We start from the raw sequence: 24,631 nt of genomic DNA on the forward strand, positions 1-24,631 counted from the left end.
TCAACCCTAAGCGAGCCCGGCCAACCCTGCAGTAGTCGTGAGATCAGGTCACTTTCCGGTCCGGGCCGCAGTGGCGTTGCACCACCGCGGCCGTGCCGGGGGAGCGGCGTCAGCCGGCGTTGCGCCACTTGCGGCCGTGCCGGCCGATCAGCCGGTCGGCGTCGGTCGGGCCCCAGGACGCCGCCTCGTACGTCGGGATCGGCGAATTGTCCCGGTCCCAGTGTTCGATGATCGGGTCCACGATCCGCCAGCACTGCTCCACCTCGTCGCTGCGGATGAACAGCGACGCGTCGCCGATCAGCGCGTCGAGGAGCAACCGCTCGTACGCCTCCGGCGACTCCTCGGCGAACGTGCCGTCGTACGAGAATTCCATGCTGGCCGTCCGCACCCGGAACGAGTGACCCGGCACCTTGGCGCCGAAGCGCAGCGAGATGCCCTCGTTGGGCTGGATCCGCAGGATCAGCGCGTCGGCGTCCAGGCCGGTCAGCTGGTCGGTCGGGATCGGCAGGTGCGGCGGCCGCTGGAACTGCAGCGCCACCTCGGTGAGGCGGGCCGGCAGCCGCTTGCCGGTGCGCACGTAGAACGGCACCCCCGCCCACCGCCAGTTGTCCACGTTCAGCCGCATCGCCGCGTACGTCTCGGTCCGCGACAGCGGGTCGACGCCGACCTCCTCGCGGTAACCGGCCATCAGCTCGTCGCGGGTGCCGCCCCGGGTGTACTGACCGCGCACCGCCGCGTCGGCGATGTCCCGGTCGGTGGGCAGCCGGATCGCCTGGAGAAGCTTCACCTTCTCGTTGCGCAGACCCTCGGCGCCGAACGAGGCGGGCGGCTCCATCAGCGCGAGCGCGAGCACCTGGAGCACGTGGTTCTGCACGATGTCGCGCATCGCGCCGGCGTTCTCGTAGAAGCCGCCCCGGGTGCCGACGCCGAGCGTCTCGGCCACCGTGATCTGCACGTGATCGACCCAGGAACGGTCCCAGATCGGCTGGAAGATCGAGTTGGCGAAGCGCAGGGCCAGGACGTTCTGCACGGTGTCCTTGCCCAGGTAGTGGTCGATCCGGAAGACCTGCGGCTCGTCGAACGCGCCGTGCACGACGGCGTCCAGCTCGCGTGCCGTGGCCAGGTCCCGCCCGTACGGCTTCTCGATGACCAGCCGGGAGAAGGAGCCCTCCCGCGCGACGTTGAGGCCCGCGCCGGCCAGCCCGTTGATCACCGGCTCGAACGCGCCCGCCGGGGTGGAGAGATAGAACAGCCGGTTGCCGGACGTGCCGCGCTGGGCGTCCAGCTCGTCGAGGGTCTCGGCGAGCCGCTTGTAGGTCTCCGGGTCGTCGTAACCGCCGGCGACGTACCGCACGCCGCCCTGCAGCTGGCGCTTCTCGGCGAGACTGCGGTTGCCCAGGGCGCTGTCCGCGAACTGCTCGTCGCTCATCGGCGTCCGTGCGACACCCACCAGCGCGAACTGGTCCGGCAGCCGGTTGTGCCGGGCCAGGCTCTCGACCGCCGGCAGCAGCTTGCGCCGGGTCAGGTCACCGGAGGCGCCGAAGATCACCAGCGTGGCTGGCGGGGCGCTGCGCTCCTGGATGAGCTGAGGTGCGTGGTCCATCTTCTGCGTGTCCTCCGACCGGATCGATGCCGTCCGTCTGAACCTTACGCAGCGCGGGCCCTCGAGGGTTCATCACGTGGTGGCGAACACGGGCGGGCGTACGCGAAAAAAGTGGCAAAATGGGCGCAAAGGTCTGGCAACCGAGGGGGACCACGTGAAGTACCGGCTCGTGACCCGTAGCGACTTCGACGGTCTCGTGTGTGCCGTGCTGCTGCGCCACCTGGACATGATCGACGCCGACACGATCCTGTTCGTGCACCCGAAGGACGTCCAGGACGGCGTCGTCGACATCACCGACCGCGACATCCTGACCAACCTGCCGTACGACGCCCGGGCCCACCTCGTCTTCGACCACCACCACTCGGAGACGCTGCGCAACGCCGGCGACCGCGACAACCACATCATCGTGGGTGACGCGCCGTCCGCGGCCCGGGTGATCTACGAGCACTTCGGCGGCAAGCAGCGCTTCCCGCAGGTCTCCGACGACCTGATGCGCGCCGTGGACCAGGCCGACTCGGCGGACTACTCGTTGACCGACATCCTCAGCCCGACCGGCTGGACGCTGCTCAACTTCCTGATGGACAGCCGCACCGGACTGGGCCGGTTCCGCAACTTCCGGATCTCCAACTACCAGCTGATGATGCAGCTGATCGACGCCTGCATCGAGCTCCAGGACGTGCACGACATCCTGGCCCTGCCGGACGTCGCCGAACGCTCCCAGCTGTACCACGAGTGCTCGACCCGGTTCGTGGAGCAGCTGCACCGGGTCTGCCGGCTCGACGGTGACGTGGTCGTCGTGGACCTGCGCGACGAGGAGGTCATCGAGGCCGGCAACCGGTTCATGGTCTACGCGCTGTTCCCCGAGGCCCGCGTCTCGGTGCACATCATCTGGGGCCGGCAGAAGCTGAACACCGTCTTCGCCTGCGGCAAGTCGATCCTGGACCGCACCTCACCGGTGGACATCGGCGAGGTGATGCTGCGCTACGGCGGGGGCGGGCACCTCGCGGCCGGCACCTGCCAGGTCCCGCACGACGAGACCGAGCGGGTCGAACACGAGATCATCGACGCCCTGCGAACCGAACGCGTAGTCCCCGTCTGACGCGTGTGAAGTTCGGGTGCGATACGCACCCCAACTTCACACCCAAGCTCGCGTGCCTGCCTGCCCGCCTGCCTGGTGCCTTCTTGCGTGTGAAGTTCGGGTGCGTATCGCGCCTCAACTTCACACACTGGTTTGTGCGATGAGTGCGTGCGGACGGGGAGTTGCCTCCCCGTCCGCACGACGCGCGGATCATGGGCCTTGCCCGGGGCCCCACCCGCCGGTCGTGGCCGAGCGCCCCACGCGCCTTGCCACGACGTCCTCACGCCCACCCGCGTGAGGTTTCCCCGCAGGACCCGGCCTGCTCGGGAGTCTGTACGTCAGCCCTTGTAGGCCCATTTGCTGTGGTCGCCGCCGGTGCCGGCGGTGACCGGCTCCTTCTCGGACTCGGCGGTGTCCTCCTCGGGAGCGTCGTCCGGCTCCGTCTCCTCGGCGCGGTGCCGGTTGCGCAGCAGCACCCAGCCGGCGCCGAGCAGCGCCAGCGCCGCGACCACCCAGCCGGACATCGCCGCGAGCGACGGCCCGGCCTGCGCGTCCTCCGCGAGCTCGCGGAACGCGGCCTGCTCGGCGGGGCTGAGCTCACCGCCGGCCGTGGTGGTCCCGCCATGATGCCCGCCGGCCGGAGCGCCGTTCGACGGGGTCAGCGTGACCGTCGCCGTCTCCGGCGCGGCGGAGGTGCCGTCCGCGTACTTCACGTCGATGGTGAACCGCATCGAACTGAGCAACGGCATCGGCCCGGCCGCGATGGGCAGTTCCGCGGCCTGGCCCGGCGCGAGCGCTTTGCCCACGGACAGCCAGGTGATGGCGCTCGGCACCTTGGTGACCGGCGACGAGCCGTGGATCGGCTGGATCGGGGTGTTCAGGTCCCGCCACTCGATCTTGGGGGCCCAGTCGTCCACCGACAGCGGATAGACCTCGGGGATCGGGGCGTCCGCCGGGATCCGCAGGGTCACCTCCTTGACCGCCGCGGTGCCCTCGTTGGGCACGCGGAAGTACAGATTCTCTCCGCTGCCCTGCGCGGCGCTCGCCGGATTCACCGTCACGTCCGCCGCGGCCGGGCCGGCCGTGGGAAGCACGACGGCAGCGGTCACAGCGGCCAGCACGCCCGCGCGGCGGGCCATCCCCAGATGCCTCACGACATGTAGTTCGGATCACGGGTCCCGAAGGTTCAACGAGTCGCAGAAGTTTTCCGATCCAGGAATGATGTGCGCATGCGCGACGTGCCGATCGACGGCGACATGATCCGGCTGGGCCAGTTCCTCAAGCTCGCCGACCTCATCGAGACCGGGGGAGAGGGCAAGATCCTCATCGCCTCGGGAGACGTGACGGTCAACGGCGAGGTGGACACCCGCCGCGGCCGTCAGCTGCACCCCGGCGACGTGGTGCAGGTGCTCGGCCGCAGCGCCCGCGTAGTGCCGTGACCCCGCACGCGTCGCGCGCGGTGGTGCGCGTCTTGCCGTAACACCTTCGACGGGAAAGTCCGGACACGTCGGAACCGGGGGAGCGGCCCGGTCGTCGTACCCATCATGACCCGAACTCGCGGCCTCCTGACCGCCGCCGCAGCAGCCATCCCCATTCTTCTCGGCGCCTGCGCCCAGCCCGGCACCGGCCTCGACGCGGGAGCCGCCGGCAGTACCAGCAGCAGTCCGGTGACCGGGCGCGGCTCGACCGGCTACGGCTCGGACGCGGTCATCCGTGTCGAATATCGCGGTGGCTTCGTCCCGCCCGACTATCTGGTGGGCCGTCTGCCGATCGTCTCGGTCTACGCCGACGGCCGCGTGATCACCGACGGTCCGGTGCCGCTGATCGCGCCCGGCCCGGCGCTGCCCAACCTCCAGCTGCAGCAGATCGCGCCGGCCGTCGTCGAGGAGCTGACCGCCGAGGCCCTGGCGGCGGGCGTGAGCAACGGCGCCGACCTGGGTTCGCCCGGCGTGGCCGACGCGCCCAGCACCCGGATCACCGTGGTCACCGACGGCGGCACGCAGATCGTCGAGGCGGTCGCGCTGCGCGAGGCGCAGGCCGACGACCCGCTGCTGACCACCCGGCAGAAGGACGCCCGCAAGAAGCTGGCGGCGTTCGTCGAGCGGCTCACCTCGCTGCCGACCACCGACGGCCTGCCCGCGCCCACGGCGTACCGTCCGGACGAGGTCGCCGCGCTCGCCACCCCGTGGACCGACCCCGGCGACGGCCTGGCGGGCAAGCCCACCCCGTGGCCCGGCCCCGCGCTGCCCGGCGAGGTGCTGAACCCGAACGTCGACACCCGGTGCGTAGCGGTGAGCGGCGAGCAGAAGGACGCCGTCTGGGCCGCCGCCGAGAAGGCCAACCAGCAGACGCCGTGGGTGTCCGGCGGCAAGCAGTACCGGGTGATGTTCCGCCCGCTGCTGCCCGACGAGTCCGGCTGCGCCGCCCTGCGGAGCGCCGGATGACCCCGTTCGACGACCCGTTCGAGTTCGACCCGGACTCCGGCGGCGCGGCCGGCGGTGGCGAACAGCCCGTTCCGGTGCGCCCGTTCTGCCGGGCCCGCCTCACCGGCGCGCGCGCCCGCACCCGCTACCGCGGCGACCCGCCGCGCTGAACCGGCCGGCGCCGCGGGGACGTCCGCGGCGCCGGCCCCCACCACACCCGCCCTCAGCGCCACAAGCAGTGTGTGAAGTTCGGCCCGTATATGAGCCGCAACTTCACACGCACCTTGTCCGCCGGCCGCACGTTCGCACCCGCCTCCTGGCCAGCCGGGAGCCGTGTGTGAAGTTCGGCCCGCAACTTCACACGCGGGTCACCAGACGTCGCCGTCGCGCCAGTCGCAGATCAGCTCGCCGGCAGTCCGCAGCCGCGGCCCGCCGGGCACCTCGCGGACGAAGGTGCTGTCGTCGTCCTCTTCGGTCCGGGTCACCCCGGAGGGCACCAGCACCGCCGTCGGCCCCTGCCACGGCGTCCATCCGCGCGCCAGATAGAGGGCGCGCCCGGCCCCCGACGCCGACAGCGCACCCAGGTGGAAGCCGCCGTCGATGACCCGTTCCGCCGCGGCCATCACCGCCGCGCCCAGCCCGCGCCGCTGCCGGTCCGGGTGCACCGCGACTGCCTCCACGTACCCGCAGCGCAGTGACCGGCCCTCGTGCAGGAACCGGCGCTGCACCACCGCCGCGTGCGCGACCGGCGCCGTACCCTCGTCGATCAGGAAGTGCAGCCCGCCCAGCGCGTGATCCCAGTCCTCGTCGCCGAAATCACCGTCGAACGCTTCGTCCATCAGATTCCGCAGCGTGACCCGCTCGGCCGGCGTCAGGTCCGCGGTCACCACCATGCGCACAGTGCTCACACCGCATGCTAAGAGGCCGCCCGTCGCGCCGGGCAGGCGCCGGGACGCGGAGGGCCTGTCCCAGTCGGCGCGCCCGGAAATGCGGACGGCCCGCCCCGGGTCGGGACGGGCCGTCGAGTGGCAGGTCAGTGCACCGGCCGTCAGTGCACCTGGAGCAGGTCCACCACGAAGATCAGGGTCTCGTTGGGCTTGATGGCGCCGGCCGCGCCGCGCGCGCCGTAACCCAGGTGCGGCGGGATGACGAGACGGCGGCGGCCGCCCACCTTCATGCCGGCCACGCCCTGGTCCCAGCCGGCGATGACCTGCTGGCCGCCGACCCGGAAACCGAACGCCTCGCCCCGGTTGTAGGAGGCGTCGAACTCCTTGCCCGTGGACTGGGCGACACCCACGTAGTGGACGCTGACGTAGTCGCCGGACTTCGCCTCCTGGCCGTCGCCCTCGACGATGTCCTCGATCAGCAGTTCGCTGGCGGGGGCGTCGGGGATCGGACCGACATCGGGCTTGTTCATGAATCCTCCATAGTTCTTACCGGACCCGGCCATGCAATCACAGCTGCGTGGCCGCTGAACGCTCGGTGCCGCAAGTACGTACCCACGGGTGGCCGGGGGACTCCCGGTGACGCCGTGCCGTACCCGGGAGATCCGATGTTCGTCCGCCGCCTCGCCGTCCTGGGCCTGCTCGCCGTCGCCGCCGTGCCCGCGCTGCCCACCCCGGCCCTCGCCCACGGCGCCCCGGTGACGCCGATCAGCCGGTCCGCGGCCTGTGCCGGCAACGGCACCGAACGCGGGACGGCCGTCTGCAAGGCCGCGCTGCGGGCCACCGGCGGGTTTCTCGGCGCGTACGACAACGTGCGCCTGGCGGATGTGGACGGCAACGACCGGTCCCGGGTGCCGGACGGGCAGCTGTGCAGCGCCGGACTGGAGGCGTACCGGGGGCTCGACCTCCCCCGTGACGACTTCCCGGCGACGAAGGTGCGGTCCGGGCAGCGCCTGTCCGTGTCGTACCGCGGCACCATCCCGCACGAGGGGGTGTTCCGCATCTATCTCACCCGTCCGGGTTGGTCCCCGGCGGAGAAGCTCGGCTGGGACGACCTCGGGGCGAAACCGATCGCCGAGATCGTCGACCCGCCGTTGCGCGATGGCGCGTACCGGATGAAGGTGAATCTGCCCCGGCGGAGCGGGCGGCAACTGCTCTATGTGGTGTGGCAGACCAGCAGCACGCCGGACACCTACTACTCCTGCTCCGACCTCGTCTTCCCGGCGGCCGAGGCCAGGAAGCCGGCACCCGCGGCGACCACGAGGGCTGCGACGGTGACCACGAAGCCGGCCCCGGCGACCACCAAGGCTGCGACAGCGACCACCGAGCCGGTCGCGGCGCCCTCGGAAGAGCCGGCCGGCACGCCTGAGCCCGCGGAGACCACCGCCGGCGCAGTGCTCACCTCAGCTCAGGATCCGGCCGTGGACGGAACGGTCACTTTCGGGCACTGGCTCATTGTGGGAGCGCTCACAACGATTGCCCTGGTCATCGCCGCGACGGGCGTTCAGCGGCTGCGCCGGCGCCGCGGGCAGTGAGCCGATTCCGAAAAATCCGTTGAACCACGCGAGTGTGGATCTCGTACTGACGGGCGTCGACGATGCACCGCCTGTCCGGCCCCCAACAGACGACGAAAGGCCAAGCATGAGTCGTGTTCGTTACCGTGCCCAGGGACGTCAGTGGCTGTCCCGCCGCAAGGTGCTCGCCCTCGCCGCGACCGGTGTCGGCGTGTCCGCGGTCTCGGTGGCCGGGCTGAGCCTCGCCGGTGAAGGCACCGAGGCTGCCGGCGACGGGTCCCCGCTCGTCGTCTCCATCCGCGACGCCGCGAAGGGCACGATCGACGTCTTCTCCGGCGACAAGCTGAAGACGATCACCGACAAGAAGCTCGTCGCGAGCCTGATCAAGGCCGCCGGCCGCTGACCTCGTAGGAGAACACGACAATGTCCTCACATCGCGAAGCGCCGGAGATCAGCAAAGATCCGGTCGCGGACAGTTCCGACCTGTACGCGTTCGTCAGCCCCGACGACCCGGACACGGTCACCCTGATCGCCAACTACGTGCCGTTGCAGCTGCCGGCGAGCGGCCCGAACTTCTTCGAGTTCGGCGACGACGTGCTGTACGAGATCCACGTCGACGCCAACGGTGACGCCCGCCCCGACGTCACCTACCAGTTCCGGTTCCGCACCGAGCTGCGCAACGACCGGACGTTCCTCTACAACACCGGCCCGATCGAGTCGCTGGACAGCGAGAACTGGAACCGTCGCCAGTTCTACTCGGTGACCAGGGTCGACGGCTCCGGCAAGAGCACCGTCCTGGCCAAGAACCTGCCCTGCCCGCCGTGCAACGTCGGCCCGCTCTCGATCCCCGACTACGAGAAGCTGGCGGCCGACGCCGTACACAAGCTGAAGACCGGCGAGAAGGTCTTCGCCGGCCAGCGCGCCGACGCCTTCTTCGTGGACCTGGGATCGATCTTCGACCTGGGTACGCTCCGCCCGTTCCAGGACAAGCACCTGGTCGGCCAGAACCTGTTCAACTACGCCGGCAAGGCGGTCAACGCGACCGACAAGACCAACGTGCACAGCATCGCCATCCAGGTGCCGGTGCACATGGTGCGCCGCGACGGCAAGAAGCGGGTGCGCGGGCGCGACCCCGGCGCGGTCATCGGCGTGTGGACGTCGGCGAGCCGCCGCCAGGTCGAGGTCCGCAACGGCGACGGCAAGGCCGGCGACGTGGTGGTCGGCCCGCCGGTGCAGGTCTCCCGGCTCGGCAACCCGCTGTTCAACGAGGTCATCGTGCCGATGGCGCAGAAGGACCGGTGGAACAGCCTGCCGCCGAGCGAGGACAAGCGGTTCGCCGAGTTCGTCGCCACGCCGGAGCTGGGCGCACTGCTGCCGGCGCTCTACCCCGGGCTGTTCGACAACCTGGCCGCGCTCAACGAGACCGAGGAGCCGCGCGCCGACCTGCTGGCGATCCTGCTCACCGGCATCCCGGACGGGCTGATCGACGGCTTCCAGAACAACACCGGTGAGCTGCAGGCGGACATGCTGCGGCTCAACACGGCGATCCCGCCGGCCGAGAAGGAGAACAAGTTCGGCGTGGTCGGCGGCGACGTGGCCGGGTTCCCGAACGGCCGGCGCATCGCCGACGACGTGGTCTCCATCTCGCTGCGGGCCATCGCCGGGGCCACCGTGCCGCTGGTGAACGCCGACTTCGAGCCGGACGCGGCGGCGGCGCTGGTCGAGCAGGGGCTCAGCATCAAGGACTCCAGCCGCAAGCTGCTGAAGAAGTTCCCGTACCTCGGCACCCCGTTCGACGGCTTCGGGAACCCGTCGTGACCCACGCGCACAGCCACGGTCACGGCCACCCCCATCACCACCACACGCTGGCGCCGTCCGGTCAGGGCACCGTGATGCTCAACATCGGCGGCGGGATCGGCGCGCTGATCATCCACACTGATGGCCAGTGGCACGGCCACGAGATCGAGGTCAGCCCGGCCGGGGCGCCCGAGCATCGTACGCATGCCGCGGTTCGTGCCCGTTATGTCCGTGGTGGGGTCACCTTCAGTGTGGTCCTCGACGCGCTCCCGGCGGGCCGTTACCTGCTCTGGCAGGACGGCGCCGAGCCGTTGGCCGAGGTGGACGTGCGTGGCGGCGCGGTCACCGAGTTCACCTGGCCGGTCGACGCGATTCCCGGACGGGGTCTCGTTTCGGTCTAGTGTGAGGCCATGGCAGGCGGCCAGAACCGCGCTCCGGTCACGCCGGGCGCGGACATCCCGGTCCACGTCGGACTGCGCACCACCGACGTGGAGGAGGCGCGGGCCTTCTGCCGCAAGCTCTATTACGGGCCCCTGCGGATCGAGCCGGTCGGTGACCCTCGGCAGTTCCAGTTCTCCGCCGACGTGGTGCTGCTCGGCCCGATCACGCTGGGCGAGGTGGGGTACGGCACCGACATCCGCGTCACCATCGGTGCCCTGGAGACGGCGTACCACGTGCTCGTCCCCCTCACCGGCATGCTGAAGTCCCGGCACCGCGGCGCGGTCGTGCTCGCCGACCCGACCCGCGCCGCGGTGTACCGGCCCAGCGGCGACATCGAACTGGACTGGCCCGGCAGCTGCCGCCTGCTCAGCGTCAAGGTGGAACGCGGCGCCCTGGAACGCGAGCTGGACGCCGCCCTCGACCAGCGGGTCGTCTCCCCGCTCCCGCTCGGCGCCAGCTTCGACCTGGTCGACGGCCCGGGCCGCACCTGGGCCGCCCTGGTCCGTCTCCTGCTCACCGAGCTCCGCGGCCCCGACGGGCTGGCCAGCCGCCCCCGGATGGCCGCCCGCTGGCGTGACATGGTGGTCAGCGGGCTGGCCCTGACCGTCGAACACCCCTACGGCGAGGAGCCCGCCGGACTGCAGGGCCCGCACCGCCCGCGCACCGTGAAACGCGCCCTCGACGTCATGCACGCCGAGCCTTGGCGCCCCTACACCGTCGGCGATCTTGCCCAGATCGCGGGCGTCGGCGTCCGCGTCCTTCAGGAGTCCTTCCGCCAGCACGTGGGCATGCCGCCGCTCACCTATCTGCGGCGGCTCCGCCTCGACGGCGTGCATGCCGAACTCGCCCGCTCGGATTCCGGGCAGGTCAGCGTCAGCGAGGTCGCCTACCGGTGGGGCTTCACCCACCTTGGCCGGTTCGCCGGTGCCTATCGTCAGCGCTTCGGGGAGTCTCCTTCGCAGACTCTCCGCTCCGGCCCGGACTGACCCCGCCGTCACCTCGCACCGGCCGCTGTCCCGCCTGGCGCCGTGCGCTGTCAGACCTCGCGCGGCCCGCTGATCCGCCTCGCGGCCCGCTGTTCCGCCTCGCGGCCCGCTGATCCGCCTCGCGCGGAATGCTGTTCCGCGCCGCGTCGGTCGCGTGCGTGGGTTTCGGACCGCCGCGCGCTCGCCTGGCGTTCACGCATGATTCTTGGGCTGGGAAGCTGCGCCGTTGCCGGCTGGGCGGGGCGGGCCGGCGTCCACGCATGATCCGCAGCCTCGGACTTGGAGGCATGCCCGATCGACGCCTCCACCTGATGGCAGCGCCGAGATTATGCGGGGGTGAGGCGGGCGGCGGCGCTGGCGCGGCAGATCGTGGTGTCGAGGCCTTTGGCGTCGAGGAAGGTGATGACCGACTCGAGGACGCGGCGTTCGATCAGGCGCTGGTGTTTGGCGATGTCGGGGTAGTGAGCCGGATCGGTCACCGGCACGGGGATCTCGCGCACCGAGACGCGCGCGCCGTGGTCGAGGCCGAGCCGGAGTTTGCGGTCGGGTTCGGCCCGGGTGAAGGCCTGACGGTCCGGGAAGAAGGTTTCGGCGACCGCGCGGACCAGGTTGAGCGGCGCGCGGGAGGTGTAGGCGGGGAAGCCGGTGGCGGCGTGGCGGAGGGCGCGTACCCAGGCGTGCGGGCCGGCGCCGTCAGGGAGGTCGACGATGCGGTAGGCCTCCGGGCAGGGCGTCAGCGCGGTGGTGGTGACCTCGAGATAGAGCGCGCCGCCCTGGACGGAGGCGTGGATGTGGACGGTGGTGACGACCTCGCCGCCCCAGGAGGGCACCTGGCAGGCGAGGTGGTGGCGGGCGGGCGCGGTGGGGCGGCGGATGATGTCGGCGACCATGCCGGGCGGGGTGATCGGGTCGAGGTGGCCCACCTCGGTGCCGGCCAGGTGGACCCGGTCGGTGACGGTCATGCCGGCGATGGTCTCCTCGGTGACGGTTCCGGGGCCGCCGACCAACGCCCCGAGATGCCATTGCAGGTGAGCGACCAGCTCTGCGGCGTCGAAGGAGGAGGCGTCGAAGGAGGAGGAGGCGTCGAAGGAGGAAGAAGAGGCCGGGGGTGCGGCGGCGGACGACGGGGAGCCGCCGAGCGGCTGGGCGAAACCCCAGCTGTCCACGACGCGGCCGGCGCCGACGAACGGCTGATATCCGGCGTAGACCACCGTGTTCCCGTACTGCAGCAGCTCGATGTCGCGCAGCCGCTGGTTCTGCGCCGGCGCGGCGGGGGTGCGGCCGGGGCGGAAGCGTTCCAGCTGGGCCTGCCGCCACAGGGTCCAGGTGGCCGCGCAGGTGAGCAGCCCGGCCACGATCAGCAGCCCACCGAGGTCGACGGGCGGCGACCCGAAGGCGGCAGCCGCGTCGGCCCGGACAGTGGCCGGCCCGAAAAAGGCGGCCGACCCGAAAAGGGCGACAGCGACCGCGAGGACCAGGGCGCGTGTCGTCCGGACGACAACGGCGTGCACCAGCACCGCGAGCACGACCGCGTAGAGCAACGCCCGCGGCGCAACGCAGAGTGACCCCAGCAGGATTGCCGTGACGGCCGCGTCGCGGACCAGCGACGCGTTGCGTGACCGCAGGCAGTGCGCGAGGACAGGGGTGAGCGAGAACCCGAGGGACAGGGCCACGGCCCGGCCCGGCCGATGGTAGACCTCACTCAGCGCAACGTCACGGAACGCCTCGTCGAGGTAGGCGCCCGCGCACAGGTGCCGGGTGGCGGTCGTCGGATCGTCCGGGAAGGGCGGCGCGGTGAACATGCGGATCCGCCTATCGTCGCAGCTGACGGCGCCAAGCCTAGGAAAAGGCAGTGGCGATCGTCAATGCGCCCATCGGGTGACCCACCCCGGACGGCTTACAGCTCGATCCGCTGGCCCTTGCCGATCACGACCACACCGTTGTCGCTGACCGTGTAGAGCTTGCGGTCCCGGTCCAGGTCGACGCCGATCTGCGCGCCCTCCGGGATGATCACGTTCTTGTCGATGATGGCGTTGCGGATCACCGCGCGGCGGCCGACCGAGACGCCCTCCATGATGACCGCGCCGTCGACGTGGGCCCACGAGTTCACCCGCACGTTCGGGGAGATCACCGAGCGTTCGACGAGGGCGCCGGACACGACCACGCCGGGGGAGATCATCGAGTCGAGGGCGCGGCCCTGACGGTCGTCGTAGCCGTGCACGAACTTGGCCGGCGGCCAGGAGCCGTAGTTGGTGAAGATCGGCCAGTCGTGGTTGTAGAGGTTGAAGATCGGCAGGGTGGCGATCAGGTCCATGTGGGCCTCGTAGAACGAGTCCAGTGTCCCCACGTCGCGCCAGTATCCCCGGTCGCGGTCGGTGCTGCCGGGCACGTCGTTGTCGCGGAAGTCGTAGACGTTCGCCTCGCCGCGCTCGACGAGCATCGGGATGATGTTGCCGCCCATGTCGTGCTTGCTGTCCGGGTTCTGCGCGTCGGCGCTGACCGCCTCGCAGAGCGCCCGGGTGGTGAAGACGTAGTTGCCCATCGACGCGTAGACCTCGTCCGGCGCGTCGGCCAGGCCGACGGCGTCGCGGGGCTTCTCGCGGAAGGCCTGGATCTTCTTGCCGTCCGGGCCGACCTCGATCACGCCGAACTGGTCGGCCAGCGACAGCGGCTGGCGGATGCCGGCCACGGTCACCGCGGCGCCCGAGGCGATGTGGTCCTGGACCATCTGTTTCGGGTCCATCCGGTAGATGTGGTCGGCGCCGAAGACGATCACGTAGTCCGGGGCCTCGTCGTTGATCAGGTTGAGGCTCTGGTAGATCGCGTCGGCGGAGCCGGCGAACCAGCGCGGGCCGAGGCGCTGCTGGGCCGGGACCGGCGTGACGTAGTTGCCGAGCAGGGTCGACATCCGCCACGTCTTGGAGATGTGCCGGTCGAGGGAGTGCGACTTGTACTGCGTCAGCACGACGATCTTCAGGTACCCCGCGTTGGCGAGGTTGGACAGCACGAAATCGATCATGCGGTAGATGCCGCCGAAGGGCACACCCGGTTTGGCGCGGTCCGCCGTCAAGGGCATCAGGCGCTTGCCTTCTCCACCAGCCAGAACAATCGCAAGCACCTTGACAGCCATGGCAAGGACGCTAATGTGACCGCCGCCCGTTCGCCACCCGAAAGGGCGGTTCGAAAATTCTTGCTCAGGCTGCAAGCATCTTGCTCCGGGCGCGCGTCCCCATCCGCCTGCTGAAGTGCCGCGCGGGCGGCCCGGACCGGCGTAGGTGATCTTGAGCACCGCGCCCCGGACCAAAACAATCCGGTGCGGGCTATCCTGCGAACCGTGACCGAGTTGCTGCGCGCCGACCTGATCACCCGCGAGTACCCGCCGGAGGTGTACGGGGGCGCCGGGGTCCACCTCGAATACCTGGCCCGTGACCTGCGCGGGCTGGCCGACGTGCGGGTGCACTGCTTCGGTGCCGAGCGCGACGAGCCCGGTGTCACGGCGTACCCCGAACCGGCCGAGCTGGCCGGCGCCAACGCCGCTCTGCGCACGATGGGCGTGAACCTGGCGATGGCCGCCGGGTGCGCCGGCGCCGACGTCGTGCACAGCCACACCTGGTACGCGAACTTCGCCGGCCACACCGCGAAGCTGCTGCACGGCGTTCCGCACGTGGTGACCACGCACAGCCTGGAGCCGCTGCGCCCGTGGAAGGCCGAGCAGCTCGGCGGTGGGTACGCGCTGTCGTCGTTCTGCGAGCGGACCGCGATCGAGCACGCCGACGCGATCATCGCGGTCTCCGGCGGCATGCGCCGGGACGTGCTCAAGGCCTATCCGACGGTCAACCCGAGCAAGGTGCACGTGGTCTACAACGGCATCGACACCGAGCTCTACCAGCCGGACCGCGGCACCGACGTGGTCGACCGGCTCGGCATCGACCGCAACCGGCCCAGCGTGGTGTTCGTCGGCCGGATCACCCGGCAGAAGGGCCTGCCCTACCTCATGCGGGCCTGCCACGACCTGCCCGCCGAGGCTCAGGTGATCCTGCTCGCGGGCGCGCCGGACACCCCGGAGATCGCCGCGGAGGTGGAGGAGCTGGCCCGCGCGCTGCGGGAGGCCCGCGACCCCCAGGGCGTGATCTGGGTGCAGGAGATGCTGCCCAAGCAGGAGGTCATCCAGGTCCTCACGCACGCCACCGTCTTCGTCTGCCCGTCGATCTACGAGCCGATGGGCATCGTCAACCTGGAGGCGATGGCCTGCGAGACCGCGGTGGTCGCCACCGCGACCGGCGGCATCCCGGAGGTGGTCGCCGACGGTGAGACCGGCCTGCTCGTGCCGGTCGAGCAGGTGGAGGACGGTACGGGCACGCCGGTGCACCCGGAGAAGTTCGTTGCCGACCTGTCCGCCACGCTGACCCGGGTGCTGCGCGACCCGCAGCTCGCCGAGCAGATGGGCCGGGCCGGGCGCCGCCGCGCGGTGGAACACTTCAGCTGGTCGCGCATCGCCGAGGACACCCTCGAGGTCTACCGGTCGGTGCGGTGACTTCGCTTCGCAAGCCGCCCGTCCGGGTGGCCCTCCTGCTCGCCGTGGTGCTGTTCGCGGTGGCGGTGCTCGGGATCGGCCTGGTCCGGGCGGCGTTCTTCGAGCCGGCGGCGGTCAACGCCACCGCGGTCCCCGCGGTTCCGGCGCCGGCGCCGGCCGCCACCGGGCAGTGCGGCACGCAGCCGGTGCGGGCCGCCCGGGAACTGCGCGGCATGTGGCTGACCACGGTCTACAACATCGACTGGCCGAGCCGGCCGGGGCTGCCCCAGGCGCAGGTGAAGTCCGAGTACCTCCAGTGGCTGGACCTGGCGGTCGCCCAGCGGCACAACGCGATCTTCGTGCACGTGCGGCCGAGCGGCGACGCGTTCTGGCCCTCGAAGTACGCGCCGTGGTCGAACTGGCTGACCGGCAAGCTGGACGGCTCGGATCCGGGGTGGGACCCGATGGCGTTCATGGTCGACGAGGCGCACAAGCGGAACCTGGAGTTCCACGCCTGGTTCAACCCGTACCGGGGGACCCAGCCCGCGCCGTCCGGCGCCGGCGCCGACCTGACCAAGCTGGCGCCGACCCACCCGCTGCGACTGCACCCGGAGTGGCGGATCGCCTATCCCACCGGCAAGAACAGCCGGCTCTACTTCGATCCGGGCATCCCGGAGGCGCGCAAGTTCGTCGAGGACTCGATGCTGGAGGCGGTCCAGCGGTACGACGTCGACGGCGTCCACTTCGACGACTTCTTCTACCCGTACCCGGAGAAGGGTGAGGACTTCCCGGACCAGGCTTCCTACGCGAAGCACGGCGCCGGGAAGTCGAAGGCGGACTGGCGCCGGGAGAACGTGAACACGCTGGTCCGGGAGATGGACGAGCGGATCAAGCAGGTCAAGCCGTGGGTGAAGTTCGGCATCAGCCCGTTCGGCATCTGGCGCAACGGCGGCGAGGGCTCCGACACCAGCGGGCTGGAGAGTTACAGCGCGATCTACGCCGACACCCGCCGCTGGGTGCGCGAGGGCTGGCTCGATTACATCGTCCCGCAGCTGTACTGGACCATCGGCTTCGACAAGGCCGACTACGCCAAGACGCTGCCGTGGTGGGTGGAGACCGTCAAGGACACCGGCGTGCAGCTCTACATCGGCATGGCCGATTACCGGGTCGGGGAGAAGGGCGACTGGAGCGACCCCGCCCAGCTCGACAAGCAGATGCAGCTCAACGACCGGTTCGGCGTCCATGGCCAGGTCCACTTCAGCGCCAAGCAGATCCGCGCGAACCGCCTCGGCTCGGTCGCCCGCTATCGGGCGAAGCATTACGCGGCTCCCGCGCTGCTGCCCCGAACGGCCGGCCTGCCGGCTTCGCCGCCCGCGGCGCCGCGCATCACCGGCGCTTCCCGGGCCGGCGACGGGTCCGTCGTCATCGAGACGGCCGCGGGAGGCGGGTTCACCAGCTGGGCCCTTTATCGTACGGGCGCGGACGCCGCCGCCCTCGTGTCGACAGGCCGGGCCGGCGCCGCCGTCACGGACCCGTCCCCGCCGTCGGGCACTGCCACGTACTGCCTGAGCGCCCTGGACCGCTCCGGCAACGAGGGCCCGATCAGCGCCCCGTTCACCACGACCGGCTCCTGACGACGGCACCGGCGTGACAACTGGACCCTGATCATCGCTACGATGCGCGCCATGTTTCGTACCGATCCCGGCAAGGTTGCCGACCAGATCGTCGCCGCGCTGCAGAGCAACGATCAGGACGGCTACTACAAGGCCGTGCAGAAGCTGCCGCAGGCGACCCGGCGCGCCAAGCCCGAGCAGGTCCAGGCGGCGGTCGAGAAACTGCTGCCGGTCGTCGAGCGGATCCCGGCCGGGATGGGCGGCGACCTGGCCCAGCTGACCGGCAGCATGGCCGACTACGGCACCGACCCGACCGTGGTCGCGCCGATCCTCGTCCCGCGGGCGGCCGTCGTCCTGGAGCAGGCGGCCCGGTTCCACGAGGAATACTCGGCGGCGCACGGCGACGTGCCCAGCCCGGAGTTCCAGCCGGCGATCCCCGGCGTGCTGGAGCGCTTCACCGGTGACCGGGACCTCGTGGAGGCCTGGTTCACCGCGAACGAGTGGGCCCAGCCGGTGCTCTTCCTGGCGCAGCGCAAGGAGTTCCGGGCCGCCCTCGGCACCGGTGACCGGGCCCGCCTGGTCATGGCCGCCGCCGAGGTGGCCGACACCGTCGACGCGGCCGGCTGGCTGCACGGCATCCTGCTGGTCCTCGACGACGAACCGCTGATCGTCGTGCACCGCGCCTCGGGCCGCGCCTTCCGGGTCACGATCAGCGGCATCGGCGACAACTTCCAGCTGCACACCCTGCTCGCCGCCGCGCTGATCGGCGGCCCGGTGGGACTGCCGGGCGAGCGCCCCACCGCCGTGGAGATCGCCGCCGCCACCGACGGGGAGCCGCAGCCCGCGCAGGGGCTGCGCGGCACCTTCAACCTGGCCGACCACGCCGGCGACTGGATCTGGAACGAGGGCCGCCCGGCCGACATCCCGATGCTCGGCGACACCCGGGTCATCGTCATCGACCCGGCGCCGTACGCCCGGACCTGGAACGCCGGTCGCGTCTACCCGCTGATGAGACCGGAGCTCACGGTGACCGCCGAGCTGCCGCCCGCGGAGGCGGCCGCCTGGGCCGGCCGGATCAAGCCACCGCAGTGACCGCCGCGGTCAGGTGACCTTGCCGTCGGCGACCTCGAGGCGCCGGTCGGTGTGCACCGCCTCCAGCATCCGCCGGTCGTGGGTGACCAGCAGCAGCGTCCCGGTGTAACCGGCCAGCGCCGACTCCAGCTGCTCGATCGCCACCAGGTCCAGGTGGTTCGTCGGCTCGTCCAGGACCAGCAGGTTCACGCCGCGCGCCTGGAGCAGCGCCAGAGCCGCGCGGGTCCGCTCGCCCGGCGACAGCGACTCCGCCGGGCGCAGCACGTGCGCCGCCTTCAGCCCGAACTTGGCGAGCAGCGTGCGCACGTCGGCGTCGCTGAGTGCGGGCACCGCCGCGCCGAACGCCGCGACCAGCGGGTCCGGCCCCAGGAACAGCCCGCGGGCCTGGTCCACCTCGCCGACCACCACTCCCGGGCCGAGGTGCCGGTCGCCCTCGTCGAGCTCGACCCGGCCCAGCAGCGCGGCCAGCAGCGTCGACTTGCCGGACCCGTTCGCGCCGGTGATCGCGACCCGGTCCGCCCAGTCGACCTGCAGGGTCACCGGGCCGAGCGTGAAGTCGCCACGGCGTACCACAGCGTCGCGAAGGGTGGCCACCACCGCGCCCGCGCGGGGCGCCGCCGCGATCTCCATGCGCAGCTCCCACTCCTTGCGGGGCTCCTCCACGACCTCGAGCCGCTCGATGAGGCGCTCCGTCTGGCGCGCCTTGGCCGCCTGCTTCTCGCTGGTCTCGCCGCGGAACGCCTTCACGAACTTGTCGTTGTCGGTGGCCTTGCGCCGGGCGTTGCGGACGCCCTTCTCCATCCAGGCGCGCTGCGTGCGCGCCCGTTCCAGCAGATCGTCCTTCTTGTCCGCGTACTCCTCGAACTGCTCGCGCGCGTGCGCCCGGGCCCGCTCGCGTTCTTCGAGGTAACTCGCGTACCCACCGCCGTAGAGGTTCACCTGCTGCTGCGCCAGGTCCAGTTCGAGCACCTTGGTCACCGTCCGGGTCAGGAACTCCCGGTCGTGGCTGACCACCACCGCGCCGGCCCGCAGCCCCGTCACGAAGCCCTCCAGCTGCGCCAGGCCGGCCAGGTCCAGGTCGTTGGTCGGCTCGTCCAGCAGGTACAGGTCGTAGCGGCTGAGCAGCAGCGACGCCATCCCGGCGCGGGCTGCCTGGCCACCGGAGAGGGCGGTCATCGGCAGGTCGAGGATGCCGGTCAGCCCGAGTTGCCCGGCCGCCTGCTCGGCCCGCTCCTCCAGGTCGGCGCCGCCCAGGTCGAGCCAGCGTTCGAGGGCCGCCGCGTACCGGTCGTCGGCCCCCGCGGCGCCCTCCGCCAGCTCTTCGGCCGCCGAGTCCATCGCCGCCTGCGCGGCCGCCACCCCGGTGCGCCGCGCCAGGAAGTCCCGCACCGACTCGCCCGCGCGCCGCTCCCGCTCCTGCGGCAGATGGCCGACGTTGGCGGTGGGCGGGCTGAGCGAGACGCTTCCGCTCTCGGCCGGGATCAAACCGGCGAGGGTACGGAGCAGCGTCGTCTTGCCCGCCCCGTTCGCCCCCACCAGCCCGACCACGTCGCCCGGCGCGACCACCAGGTCCAGTGCGGAGAAGAGAAGGCGGTCGCCGTGCCCAGCGGCGAGTTCCCGGGCGATCATCGTGGCGCTCATCAGGACGCCATCCTAGGCCGTCAGCGGATGCTGGCTCCGTAGACGTGGTCGACGTTCAGTCGCAGCAGCACCCGCCGGTCGGCGACCATCACCGAGCGGTACTCCGCCCAGTCCGGGTGCTCGCCGGCCGCCGCCCGGTAGTACTCGACCAGCGCCTCCACCTCCGGGCCGTCCGGGTCGGTCCCCGGCCCGATCAGCGTCGCGGTGCCCTCGGCGGTCGCCCACGACCAGCCGTCGGCGCTGGTCACCTCCAGGGCGCCGCGCGGATCACGGCGCAGGTTCGCGGTCTTCGCGCGGCCCTCCACCATGGAGACGTAGATGACGTCGTTCTTCCGGTCGTAGTACGGGGTCACCGGGGAGAGCTGCGGGCGCCCGTCCGCCTTGATGGTGGCGAGCACACCGAGCCGGCTCTCCGCGAGCAGCGTGCGCGGGTCGAACTGGGTTGTCGTCATGTCCCTGGCAAGTCCCCCGGCCGGGTGGGTTATTCCGAGATCGGGACGGCTGCCCCGCTGACCCGGACACCGGGGGAGCCGGGGACGAGCCGGACCGTGATGCGGCTCGGCCGGCCCAGGTCGTCGCCCTGGCGCAGCAGCAGCGTCGCATCGTCCGGCACCAGGCCCAGCTCCCGCAGGTAACCACCGAACGCCGCCGCGGCCGCGCCGGTCGCCGGATCCTCGTAGACCCCGCCGACCGGGAACGGGTTGCGCACGTCGAACTCCGCCTCGCCGGCCCGGAAGACGAGCTGCACGGTGGTCCAGCCCCGCGCCGTCATCAGCGCTTTCAGCGCCGGCACGTCGTAGTCCAGCTCGGCGAGACGCTTGCGGCTGGTCACCGCGAGGATCGGGTGGTACGCCCCCGCGTACGCCACCCGGGGCGGAAGCCCCGCGTCCAGATCACCGGTGGACCACCGCAGCGCGTCGAGCAACTCGGTCAGGTCCGCGTCCGGGAGCGCGGCGACACCCGGCGGCACGCTGGTCAGCGTCGCCACGCCGGCCTCGTCGACGGCGACCGGCACGGTGCCGGCGTTGGTCTCGAAGACGTGGTCACCGGGGCCGAGCGCGGCGGCCGTGGCCACCGTCGCGTGCCCGCAGAACGGCACCTCGGCGAGCGGGCTGAAATACCGCACCCGATACTTTCCGCCCTCGGGCCGCCCGGTCACGAACGCCGTCTCCGAATAACCTAGGCCGGCCGCGATCGCCAGCATGCCGGCGTCGTCGAGACCGGACGCGTCCAGGACCACCCCGGCCGGGTTGCCACCGGCCGGGTCGGCCGTGAATGCCGCGTACCGCTGAATCTCCGTCATGGGCAGAAGCGTGCCGCGCGGCAACCGCCGCGAGCCAGAGCCAATCCCGCGGGTCTGGATGTGTCCGCCCGCACAATCGTGGTTTGTCACAGGTGCGGAGTAGCGTTCGTTCGGTGACAGAGGCGATCACACCCATTCCACCCGCCGACCTGCCGCGCACCCTGGGCGAGCTGCGTGCCTCCGGGCACGAGTTCCGCACCGTCAAGGAGGAGCTGCGCGGCAACCTGCTCCACAAGCTGGGCGCGGGCGAGCCGCGCTTCCCCGGCATCGTGGGGTATGACGAAACCGTCCTTCCCGAGGTCGAGCGGGCCCTGCTCGCCGGCCACGACATGGTGTTGCTGGGCGAGCGGGGTCAGGGCAAGACCCGCCTGATCCGGGCGCTCGCCGGGCTGCTCGACGAGTGGACCCCGTTCATCACCGGTTCCGAGCTGCACGAACATCCGTACCACCCACTCACCCCCGCCGCCCGGCGGCTGGCCGACGAGGCCGGCGATCTCCTGCCGGTCTCCTGGCTGCACCGCTCCGAGCGGTACGGGGAGAAGCTGGCCACGCCGGACACCAGCGTCGGCGACCTGATCGGCGACGTGGACCCGATCAAGGTGGCCGAGGGCCGCGCCCTGGGCGACCCCGACACCATCCACTTCGGTCTCGTCCCGCGGACCAACCGCGGCATCTTCGCGGTCAACGAGCTGCCCGACCTGGCCGAGCGCATCCAGGTGTCGCTGCTCAACGTGCTGGAGGAGCGGGACATCCAGGTCCGCGGCTACCAGCTGCGGCTGCCGCTCGACCTGCTGCTGGTGGCGTCCGCGAACCCGGAGGACTACACCAACCGCGGCCGCATCATCACCCCGCTCAAGGACCGGTTCGGCGCCGAGATCCGCACCCACTACCCGGTCGACCTGGAGCTGGAGACCGCGCTGATCCGGCAGGAGGCGGCCCTGGTGGCGGCCGTGCCGGAGCACCTGCTCGACGTGCTCGCCCGCTACACCCGGGCGGTCCGCGAGTCGCCGTCGGTGGACGCCCGCTCCGGGGTGTCGGCTCGGTTCGCGATCGCCGCGGCCGAGACGGTGGCCGCGTCCGCGCTGCGCCGGGCCGGGCTGCGCGGCGAACGGGAAGCGGTGGCGCGGGTCTGCGACACCGTCTCGGTCACCTCGACGCTGCGCGGCAAGGTGGAGTTCGAGAGCGGCGAGGAGGGCCGGGAGACCGAGGTCCTGGCGCACCTGCTGCGGGTGGCGACCGCGGAGACGTTCCGGGCCCGGCTGACCGGCCTGGACCTGTCCGGGTTCACCGATCTGGTCGCCGAGGGCGCCATCATCGAGACCGGTGATCTGGTCAGCGCCGAGGAACTGCTCGCTCAGATCGGCACGGTGCCGGGTCTGGCCAAGGTCCTGGACCGGCTGGGTCTCGGCGACGCGCCGAGCCCCGGGCAGGCGGCGTCGGGCATCGAGTTCGTCCTGGAAGGGCTGCACCTGACCCGCCGGCTGGCCAAGGAGCTGACCGACGACGGACGCACCCTCTACGGGAGCTGACCATGGCCGGCAACACTTTCCGGTACGGCGCGTGGCGGGACGGGCCCGATCCGCTCGCCCCGCCCTACGACGTCCGCGGCGCCGTCGACGAGATGGGGGAGCGGGTGCTCGCCGGCGACAGCCTGCGCGACGCGCTGCGCGACCTCATCCGCCGCGGCCCGCGCGACGGCCGCGGGCTGGAGTCGTTGCGGGAGCGGGCCCGGCGGCTGCGGCGCGAGGCCATGCGCCGCGGCAATCTGGACGGCGCGGTCACCCGTGCCCGGCAGATGCTCGACCAGGCGCTCGCCGCCGAGCGGGACGCGCTGACCGCCCGCGACGACGACGCCGCCCGCTTCAACGAGGCGGTCCTGGACAACCTGCCCCGGTCGGTCTCGCAGGCGGTCTCCGAGCTCTCCGACTATCAGTGGGCGTCCGACGAGGCCCGCTCGATCTATCAGCAGATTCTCGAAGGGCTCCGGCAGGAGGTGGTCTCGCAACGCTTCGCCGGCATGAAACAGGCGCTGCAGCAGGGCGACTTCGCCGACGTCTCGGCGATGCTCACCGACCTCAACGAGCTGCTCGAACGCCACGCCCGCGGCGAGGACACCGACGACGCGTTCCGGGATTTCATGGCCAAGCACGGCCGGTTCTTCCCGGACGATCCGAGCAACGTCGACGAGCTGATCGACTCCCTGGCCCGCCAGGCCGCCGCGGCGGAACGGCTGATGCGCTCGCTCAGCCCTCAGCAGCGCGAGGAGCTGGAAGGCCTGATGCAGCAGGCCCTCGGCGACGGCCCGTTGCGTGGGCAGCTCGCCGAGCTCAGCGACAACCTCCGCGCGCTGCGCCCCAACCTGGAGTGGGGACGCGGCGAACGGATGCGCGGCCCCGCCGACCTGGGGTACGGCCAGGCGGCCGAGGCGCTCGGCGAGATCGCCGACCTCGACGAGCTGATCGACCAGCTCGGCCAGGAGCATCCCGGCGCCACCCTCGACGACGTCGACGTCGAGTCGGTGGAACGCCAGCTCGGCCGGGGCCCGGCCGACGATCTGCGCCGGTTGCGCGAGCTGGAACGCGAGCTGCGCCGGCAGGGGTGGGTGCAGCGCGACGCCGAAGGGCTCACGCTGTCGCCGAAGGCGCTGCGCCGGCTCGGCCGGACCGCGTTGTCGCAGATCTTCAACGACGTCGCCGGCAAACGCGGTGAGCACGACATGCGGGACGCCGGCGCGGCCGGTGACCTGATCGGCTCGTCCCGCCGCTGGGAGTTCGGCGACGACCAGCCCCTCGACGTGGTGCGCACCATCGGCAACGCGGTCCGCCGCCGGGCCGCGTCGCGGGACGTCCGGACTCTTCCGGTTCGCCTCGCACCCGACGACTTCGAGGTCGCCGAGACGGAACGGCGCGCGTCCGCGGCGGTGGCGCTCTGCGTCGACCTGTCCTACTCGATGTACGCCGACGGTCGCTGGGGCCCGATGAAACAGACGGCCCTGGCCCTGTCCCACCTGGTGGCGACGAAATATCCGCAGGATGCGCTGCAGATCATCGGCTTCGGGAAGTACGCGCAGAACCTCTCCCAGGGTGAGCTGGCCGCGATCGAGCCCACCGTGGAGAAGGGCACGAATCTCCAGCACGCCCTCAAGCTGGCCGGCCGGCACGTGCACCGGCACCCCGGCGCCGAGCCGGTGGTGCTGATCGTCACCGACGGCGAGCCGACCGCGCATCTGGAGGACGACGGCGAGGCAGTTTTCTGGTGGCCTCCGCTGGACGAGACCGTCCGAGCGACGGTACGCGAGGTGGACCAGCTGACGCGGTACGGCGCAACGCTGAACGTCTTCATGCTCGGCGAGGACCCCGGCCTGCGCCGCTTCGTCGGCGCCGTCGCCCAGCGCAACGGCGGCCGGGTCTTCAGCCCCGAGCCGGGAGACCTGGGTCGCTACGTCATCGACGACTACGTCCGGGCCCGCCGCGGCCGCCGCTGACCAACCCTCACAGCGTGGGGAGTTCGGGTGCGTTCCGCACCCCAACTCCCCACGCTGCGCTTTGTCGCGTGTGAAGTTGGGGTGCGTTCCGCGCCGTAAGTCCCCACGCTGGGCTTTGTTGTGTGTGAAGTTGGGGTGCGTTCCGCGCCGTAAGTCCCCACGCTGGGCTTTGTTGTGTGTGAAGTTGGGGTGCGTTCCG

The 24,631-nt window shown here is 71.5% G+C and carries 23 protein-coding genes; 14 read left to right on the forward strand and 9 right to left on the reverse strand.

The window, feature by feature from the left end; translation table 11 throughout:
• Window positions 1-109 precede the first annotated feature (109 nt).
• Window positions 110-1,603 carry a glucose-6-phosphate dehydrogenase gene (gene zwf, locus AC0NH5_RS28435; RefSeq protein ID WP_474409646.1) on the reverse strand — a complete coding sequence of 498 codons (1,494 nt, stop codon included), beginning with the start codon at window positions 1,601-1,603 and terminating at the stop codon, window positions 110-112.
• A 154-nt stretch (window positions 1,604-1,757) separates the two neighbouring features.
• Between zwf and AC0NH5_RS28440 the strand changes: the two genes are divergently transcribed.
• Window positions 1,758-2,702, forward strand: coding sequence for an exopolyphosphatase (locus AC0NH5_RS28440; protein WP_474409648.1), 945 nt, complete (start codon window positions 1,758-1,760; stop codon window positions 2,700-2,702).
• 317 nt (window positions 2,703-3,019) lie between these two features.
• On the opposite strand, the gene AC0NH5_RS28445 is transcribed toward AC0NH5_RS28440, so the two are convergent.
• Complete coding sequence (locus AC0NH5_RS28445) at window positions 3,020-3,835, reverse strand: DUF1775 domain-containing protein (RefSeq protein ID WP_474409649.1); 816 nt, start codon at window positions 3,833-3,835, stop codon at window positions 3,020-3,022.
• A 75-nt stretch (window positions 3,836-3,910) separates the two neighbouring features.
• Between AC0NH5_RS28445 and AC0NH5_RS28450 the strand changes: the two genes are divergently transcribed.
• The 3 genes from AC0NH5_RS28450 to AC0NH5_RS28460 all read left to right on the forward strand — a co-directional run bounded on the left by AC0NH5_RS28450 (window position 3,911) and on the right by AC0NH5_RS28460 (window position 5,274).
• A complete protein-coding gene (locus AC0NH5_RS28450; protein WP_474409650.1) occupies window positions 3,911-4,120 on the forward strand; it encodes an RNA-binding S4 domain-containing protein in 210 nt (69 codons plus the stop codon).
• A 105-nt stretch (window positions 4,121-4,225) separates the two neighbouring features.
• Window positions 4,226-5,125, forward strand: a complete 900-nt coding sequence (locus tag AC0NH5_RS28455; RefSeq protein ID WP_474409652.1) for a hypothetical protein — start codon at window positions 4,226-4,228, stop codon at window positions 5,123-5,125.
• A complete protein-coding gene (locus AC0NH5_RS28460) occupies window positions 5,122-5,274 on the forward strand; it encodes a hypothetical protein (protein ID WP_474409654.1) in 153 nt (50 codons plus the stop codon). The genes AC0NH5_RS28455 and AC0NH5_RS28460 overlap by 4 nt, the downstream gene beginning before the upstream one ends.
• Window positions 5,275-5,472: 198 nt before the next feature.
• Here AC0NH5_RS28460 and AC0NH5_RS28465 read toward each other — a convergent pair whose 3' ends face one another.
• Complete coding sequence (locus AC0NH5_RS28465) at window positions 5,473-5,997, reverse strand: GNAT family N-acetyltransferase (RefSeq protein ID WP_474409686.1); 525 nt, start codon at window positions 5,995-5,997, stop codon at window positions 5,473-5,475.
• A gap of 155 nt (window positions 5,998-6,152) precedes the next feature.
• Window positions 6,153-6,521: an FKBP-type peptidyl-prolyl cis-trans isomerase gene (locus tag AC0NH5_RS28470; RefSeq protein WP_474409655.1), complete on the reverse strand. Its 369-nt coding sequence runs from the start codon at window positions 6,519-6,521 to the stop codon at window positions 6,153-6,155.
• 135 nt (window positions 6,522-6,656) lie between these two features.
• Here AC0NH5_RS28470 and AC0NH5_RS28475 point away from each other — a divergent pair, with 135 nt between their 5' ends.
• The 5 genes from AC0NH5_RS28475 (at window position 6,657) to AC0NH5_RS28495 (ending at window position 10,786) form a co-directional block, all read left to right on the forward strand.
• Window positions 6,657-7,583, forward strand: coding sequence for a lytic polysaccharide monooxygenase auxiliary activity family 9 protein (locus AC0NH5_RS28475; RefSeq protein ID WP_474409657.1), 927 nt, complete (start codon window positions 6,657-6,659; stop codon window positions 7,581-7,583).
• A 106-nt stretch (window positions 7,584-7,689) separates the two neighbouring features.
• A complete protein-coding gene (locus AC0NH5_RS28480; protein WP_474409659.1) occupies window positions 7,690-7,965 on the forward strand; it encodes a hypothetical protein in 276 nt (91 codons plus the stop codon).
• Between the two features lie 20 nt (window positions 7,966-7,985).
• The gene (locus AC0NH5_RS28485; protein ID WP_474409660.1) at window positions 7,986-9,380 is read left to right on the forward strand and encodes a DUF4331 domain-containing protein; all 1,395 of its coding nucleotides are present in this window, start codon (window positions 7,986-7,988) and stop codon (window positions 9,378-9,380) included.
• Window positions 9,377-9,760: a phospholipase gene (locus tag AC0NH5_RS28490; RefSeq protein ID WP_474409661.1), complete on the forward strand. Its 384-nt coding sequence runs from the start codon at window positions 9,377-9,379 to the stop codon at window positions 9,758-9,760. Before AC0NH5_RS28485 ends, AC0NH5_RS28490 begins: the two co-directional genes overlap by 4 nt.
• Window positions 9,761-9,769: 9 nt before the next feature.
• A complete protein-coding gene (locus AC0NH5_RS28495) occupies window positions 9,770-10,786 on the forward strand; it encodes an AraC family transcriptional regulator (RefSeq protein ID WP_474409663.1) in 1,017 nt (338 codons plus the stop codon).
• A gap of 326 nt (window positions 10,787-11,112) precedes the next feature.
• Here AC0NH5_RS28495 and AC0NH5_RS28500 read toward each other — a convergent pair whose 3' ends face one another.
• On the reverse strand, window positions 11,113-12,588 hold the full coding sequence (locus AC0NH5_RS28500) for a hypothetical protein (protein ID WP_474409664.1): 1,476 nt from the start codon (window positions 12,586-12,588) through the stop codon (window positions 11,113-11,115).
• 95 nt (window positions 12,589-12,683) lie between these two features.
• Complete coding sequence (glgC, locus tag AC0NH5_RS28505; RefSeq protein WP_474409666.1) at window positions 12,684-13,916, reverse strand: glucose-1-phosphate adenylyltransferase; 1,233 nt, start codon at window positions 13,914-13,916, stop codon at window positions 12,684-12,686.
• A gap of 204 nt (window positions 13,917-14,120) precedes the next feature.
• Between glgC and glgA the strand changes: the two genes are divergently transcribed.
• The 3 genes from glgA to AC0NH5_RS28520 are packed head-to-tail and all read left to right on the forward strand — an operon-like array spanning window position 14,121 to window position 18,004.
• Window positions 14,121-15,320, forward strand: a complete 1,200-nt coding sequence (gene glgA, locus AC0NH5_RS28510) for a glycogen synthase (RefSeq protein WP_474409667.1) — start codon at window positions 14,121-14,123, stop codon at window positions 15,318-15,320.
• The gene (locus AC0NH5_RS28515) at window positions 15,317-16,933 is read left to right on the forward strand and encodes a glycoside hydrolase family 10-like protein (RefSeq protein WP_474409668.1); all 1,617 of its coding nucleotides are present in this window, start codon (window positions 15,317-15,319) and stop codon (window positions 16,931-16,933) included. The genes glgA and AC0NH5_RS28515 overlap by 4 nt, the downstream gene beginning before the upstream one ends.
• A 51-nt stretch (window positions 16,934-16,984) precedes the next feature.
• Window positions 16,985-18,004: a hypothetical protein gene (locus AC0NH5_RS28520; RefSeq protein WP_474409670.1), complete on the forward strand. Its 1,020-nt coding sequence runs from the start codon at window positions 16,985-16,987 to the stop codon at window positions 18,002-18,004.
• 9 nt (window positions 18,005-18,013) lie between these two features.
• Here AC0NH5_RS28520 and AC0NH5_RS28525 read toward each other — a convergent pair whose 3' ends face one another.
• From AC0NH5_RS28525 to AC0NH5_RS28535, 3 genes are read right to left on the reverse strand one after another with little or no spacing between them, the layout of a single operon-like run.
• Window positions 18,014-19,645, reverse strand: a complete 1,632-nt coding sequence (locus tag AC0NH5_RS28525; RefSeq protein WP_474409671.1) for an ABC-F family ATP-binding cassette domain-containing protein — start codon at window positions 19,643-19,645, stop codon at window positions 18,014-18,016.
• A 20-nt stretch (window positions 19,646-19,665) separates the two neighbouring features.
• A complete protein-coding gene (locus tag AC0NH5_RS28530; protein WP_474409672.1) occupies window positions 19,666-20,097 on the reverse strand; it encodes a PPOX class F420-dependent oxidoreductase in 432 nt (143 codons plus the stop codon).
• 29 nt (window positions 20,098-20,126) lie between these two features.
• Complete coding sequence (locus AC0NH5_RS28535; RefSeq protein WP_474409673.1) at window positions 20,127-20,948, reverse strand: PhzF family phenazine biosynthesis protein; 822 nt, start codon at window positions 20,946-20,948, stop codon at window positions 20,127-20,129.
• A 113-nt stretch (window positions 20,949-21,061) separates the two neighbouring features.
• Here AC0NH5_RS28535 and AC0NH5_RS28540 point away from each other — a divergent pair, with 113 nt between their 5' ends.
• Both AC0NH5_RS28540 and AC0NH5_RS28545 read left to right on the forward strand, forming a co-directional pair.
• The gene (locus tag AC0NH5_RS28540) at window positions 21,062-22,477 is read left to right on the forward strand and encodes a sigma 54-interacting transcriptional regulator (protein WP_474409674.1); all 1,416 of its coding nucleotides are present in this window, start codon (window positions 21,062-21,064) and stop codon (window positions 22,475-22,477) included.
• Between the two features lie 2 nt (window positions 22,478-22,479).
• Window positions 22,480-24,432 carry a vWA domain-containing protein gene (locus AC0NH5_RS28545; protein ID WP_474409675.1) on the forward strand — a complete coding sequence of 651 codons (1,953 nt, stop codon included), beginning with the start codon at window positions 22,480-22,482 and terminating at the stop codon, window positions 24,430-24,432.
• Window positions 24,433-24,631 lie beyond the last annotated feature (199 nt).

It is taken from the genome of Actinoplanes sp. 13, from assembly GCF_056134165.1.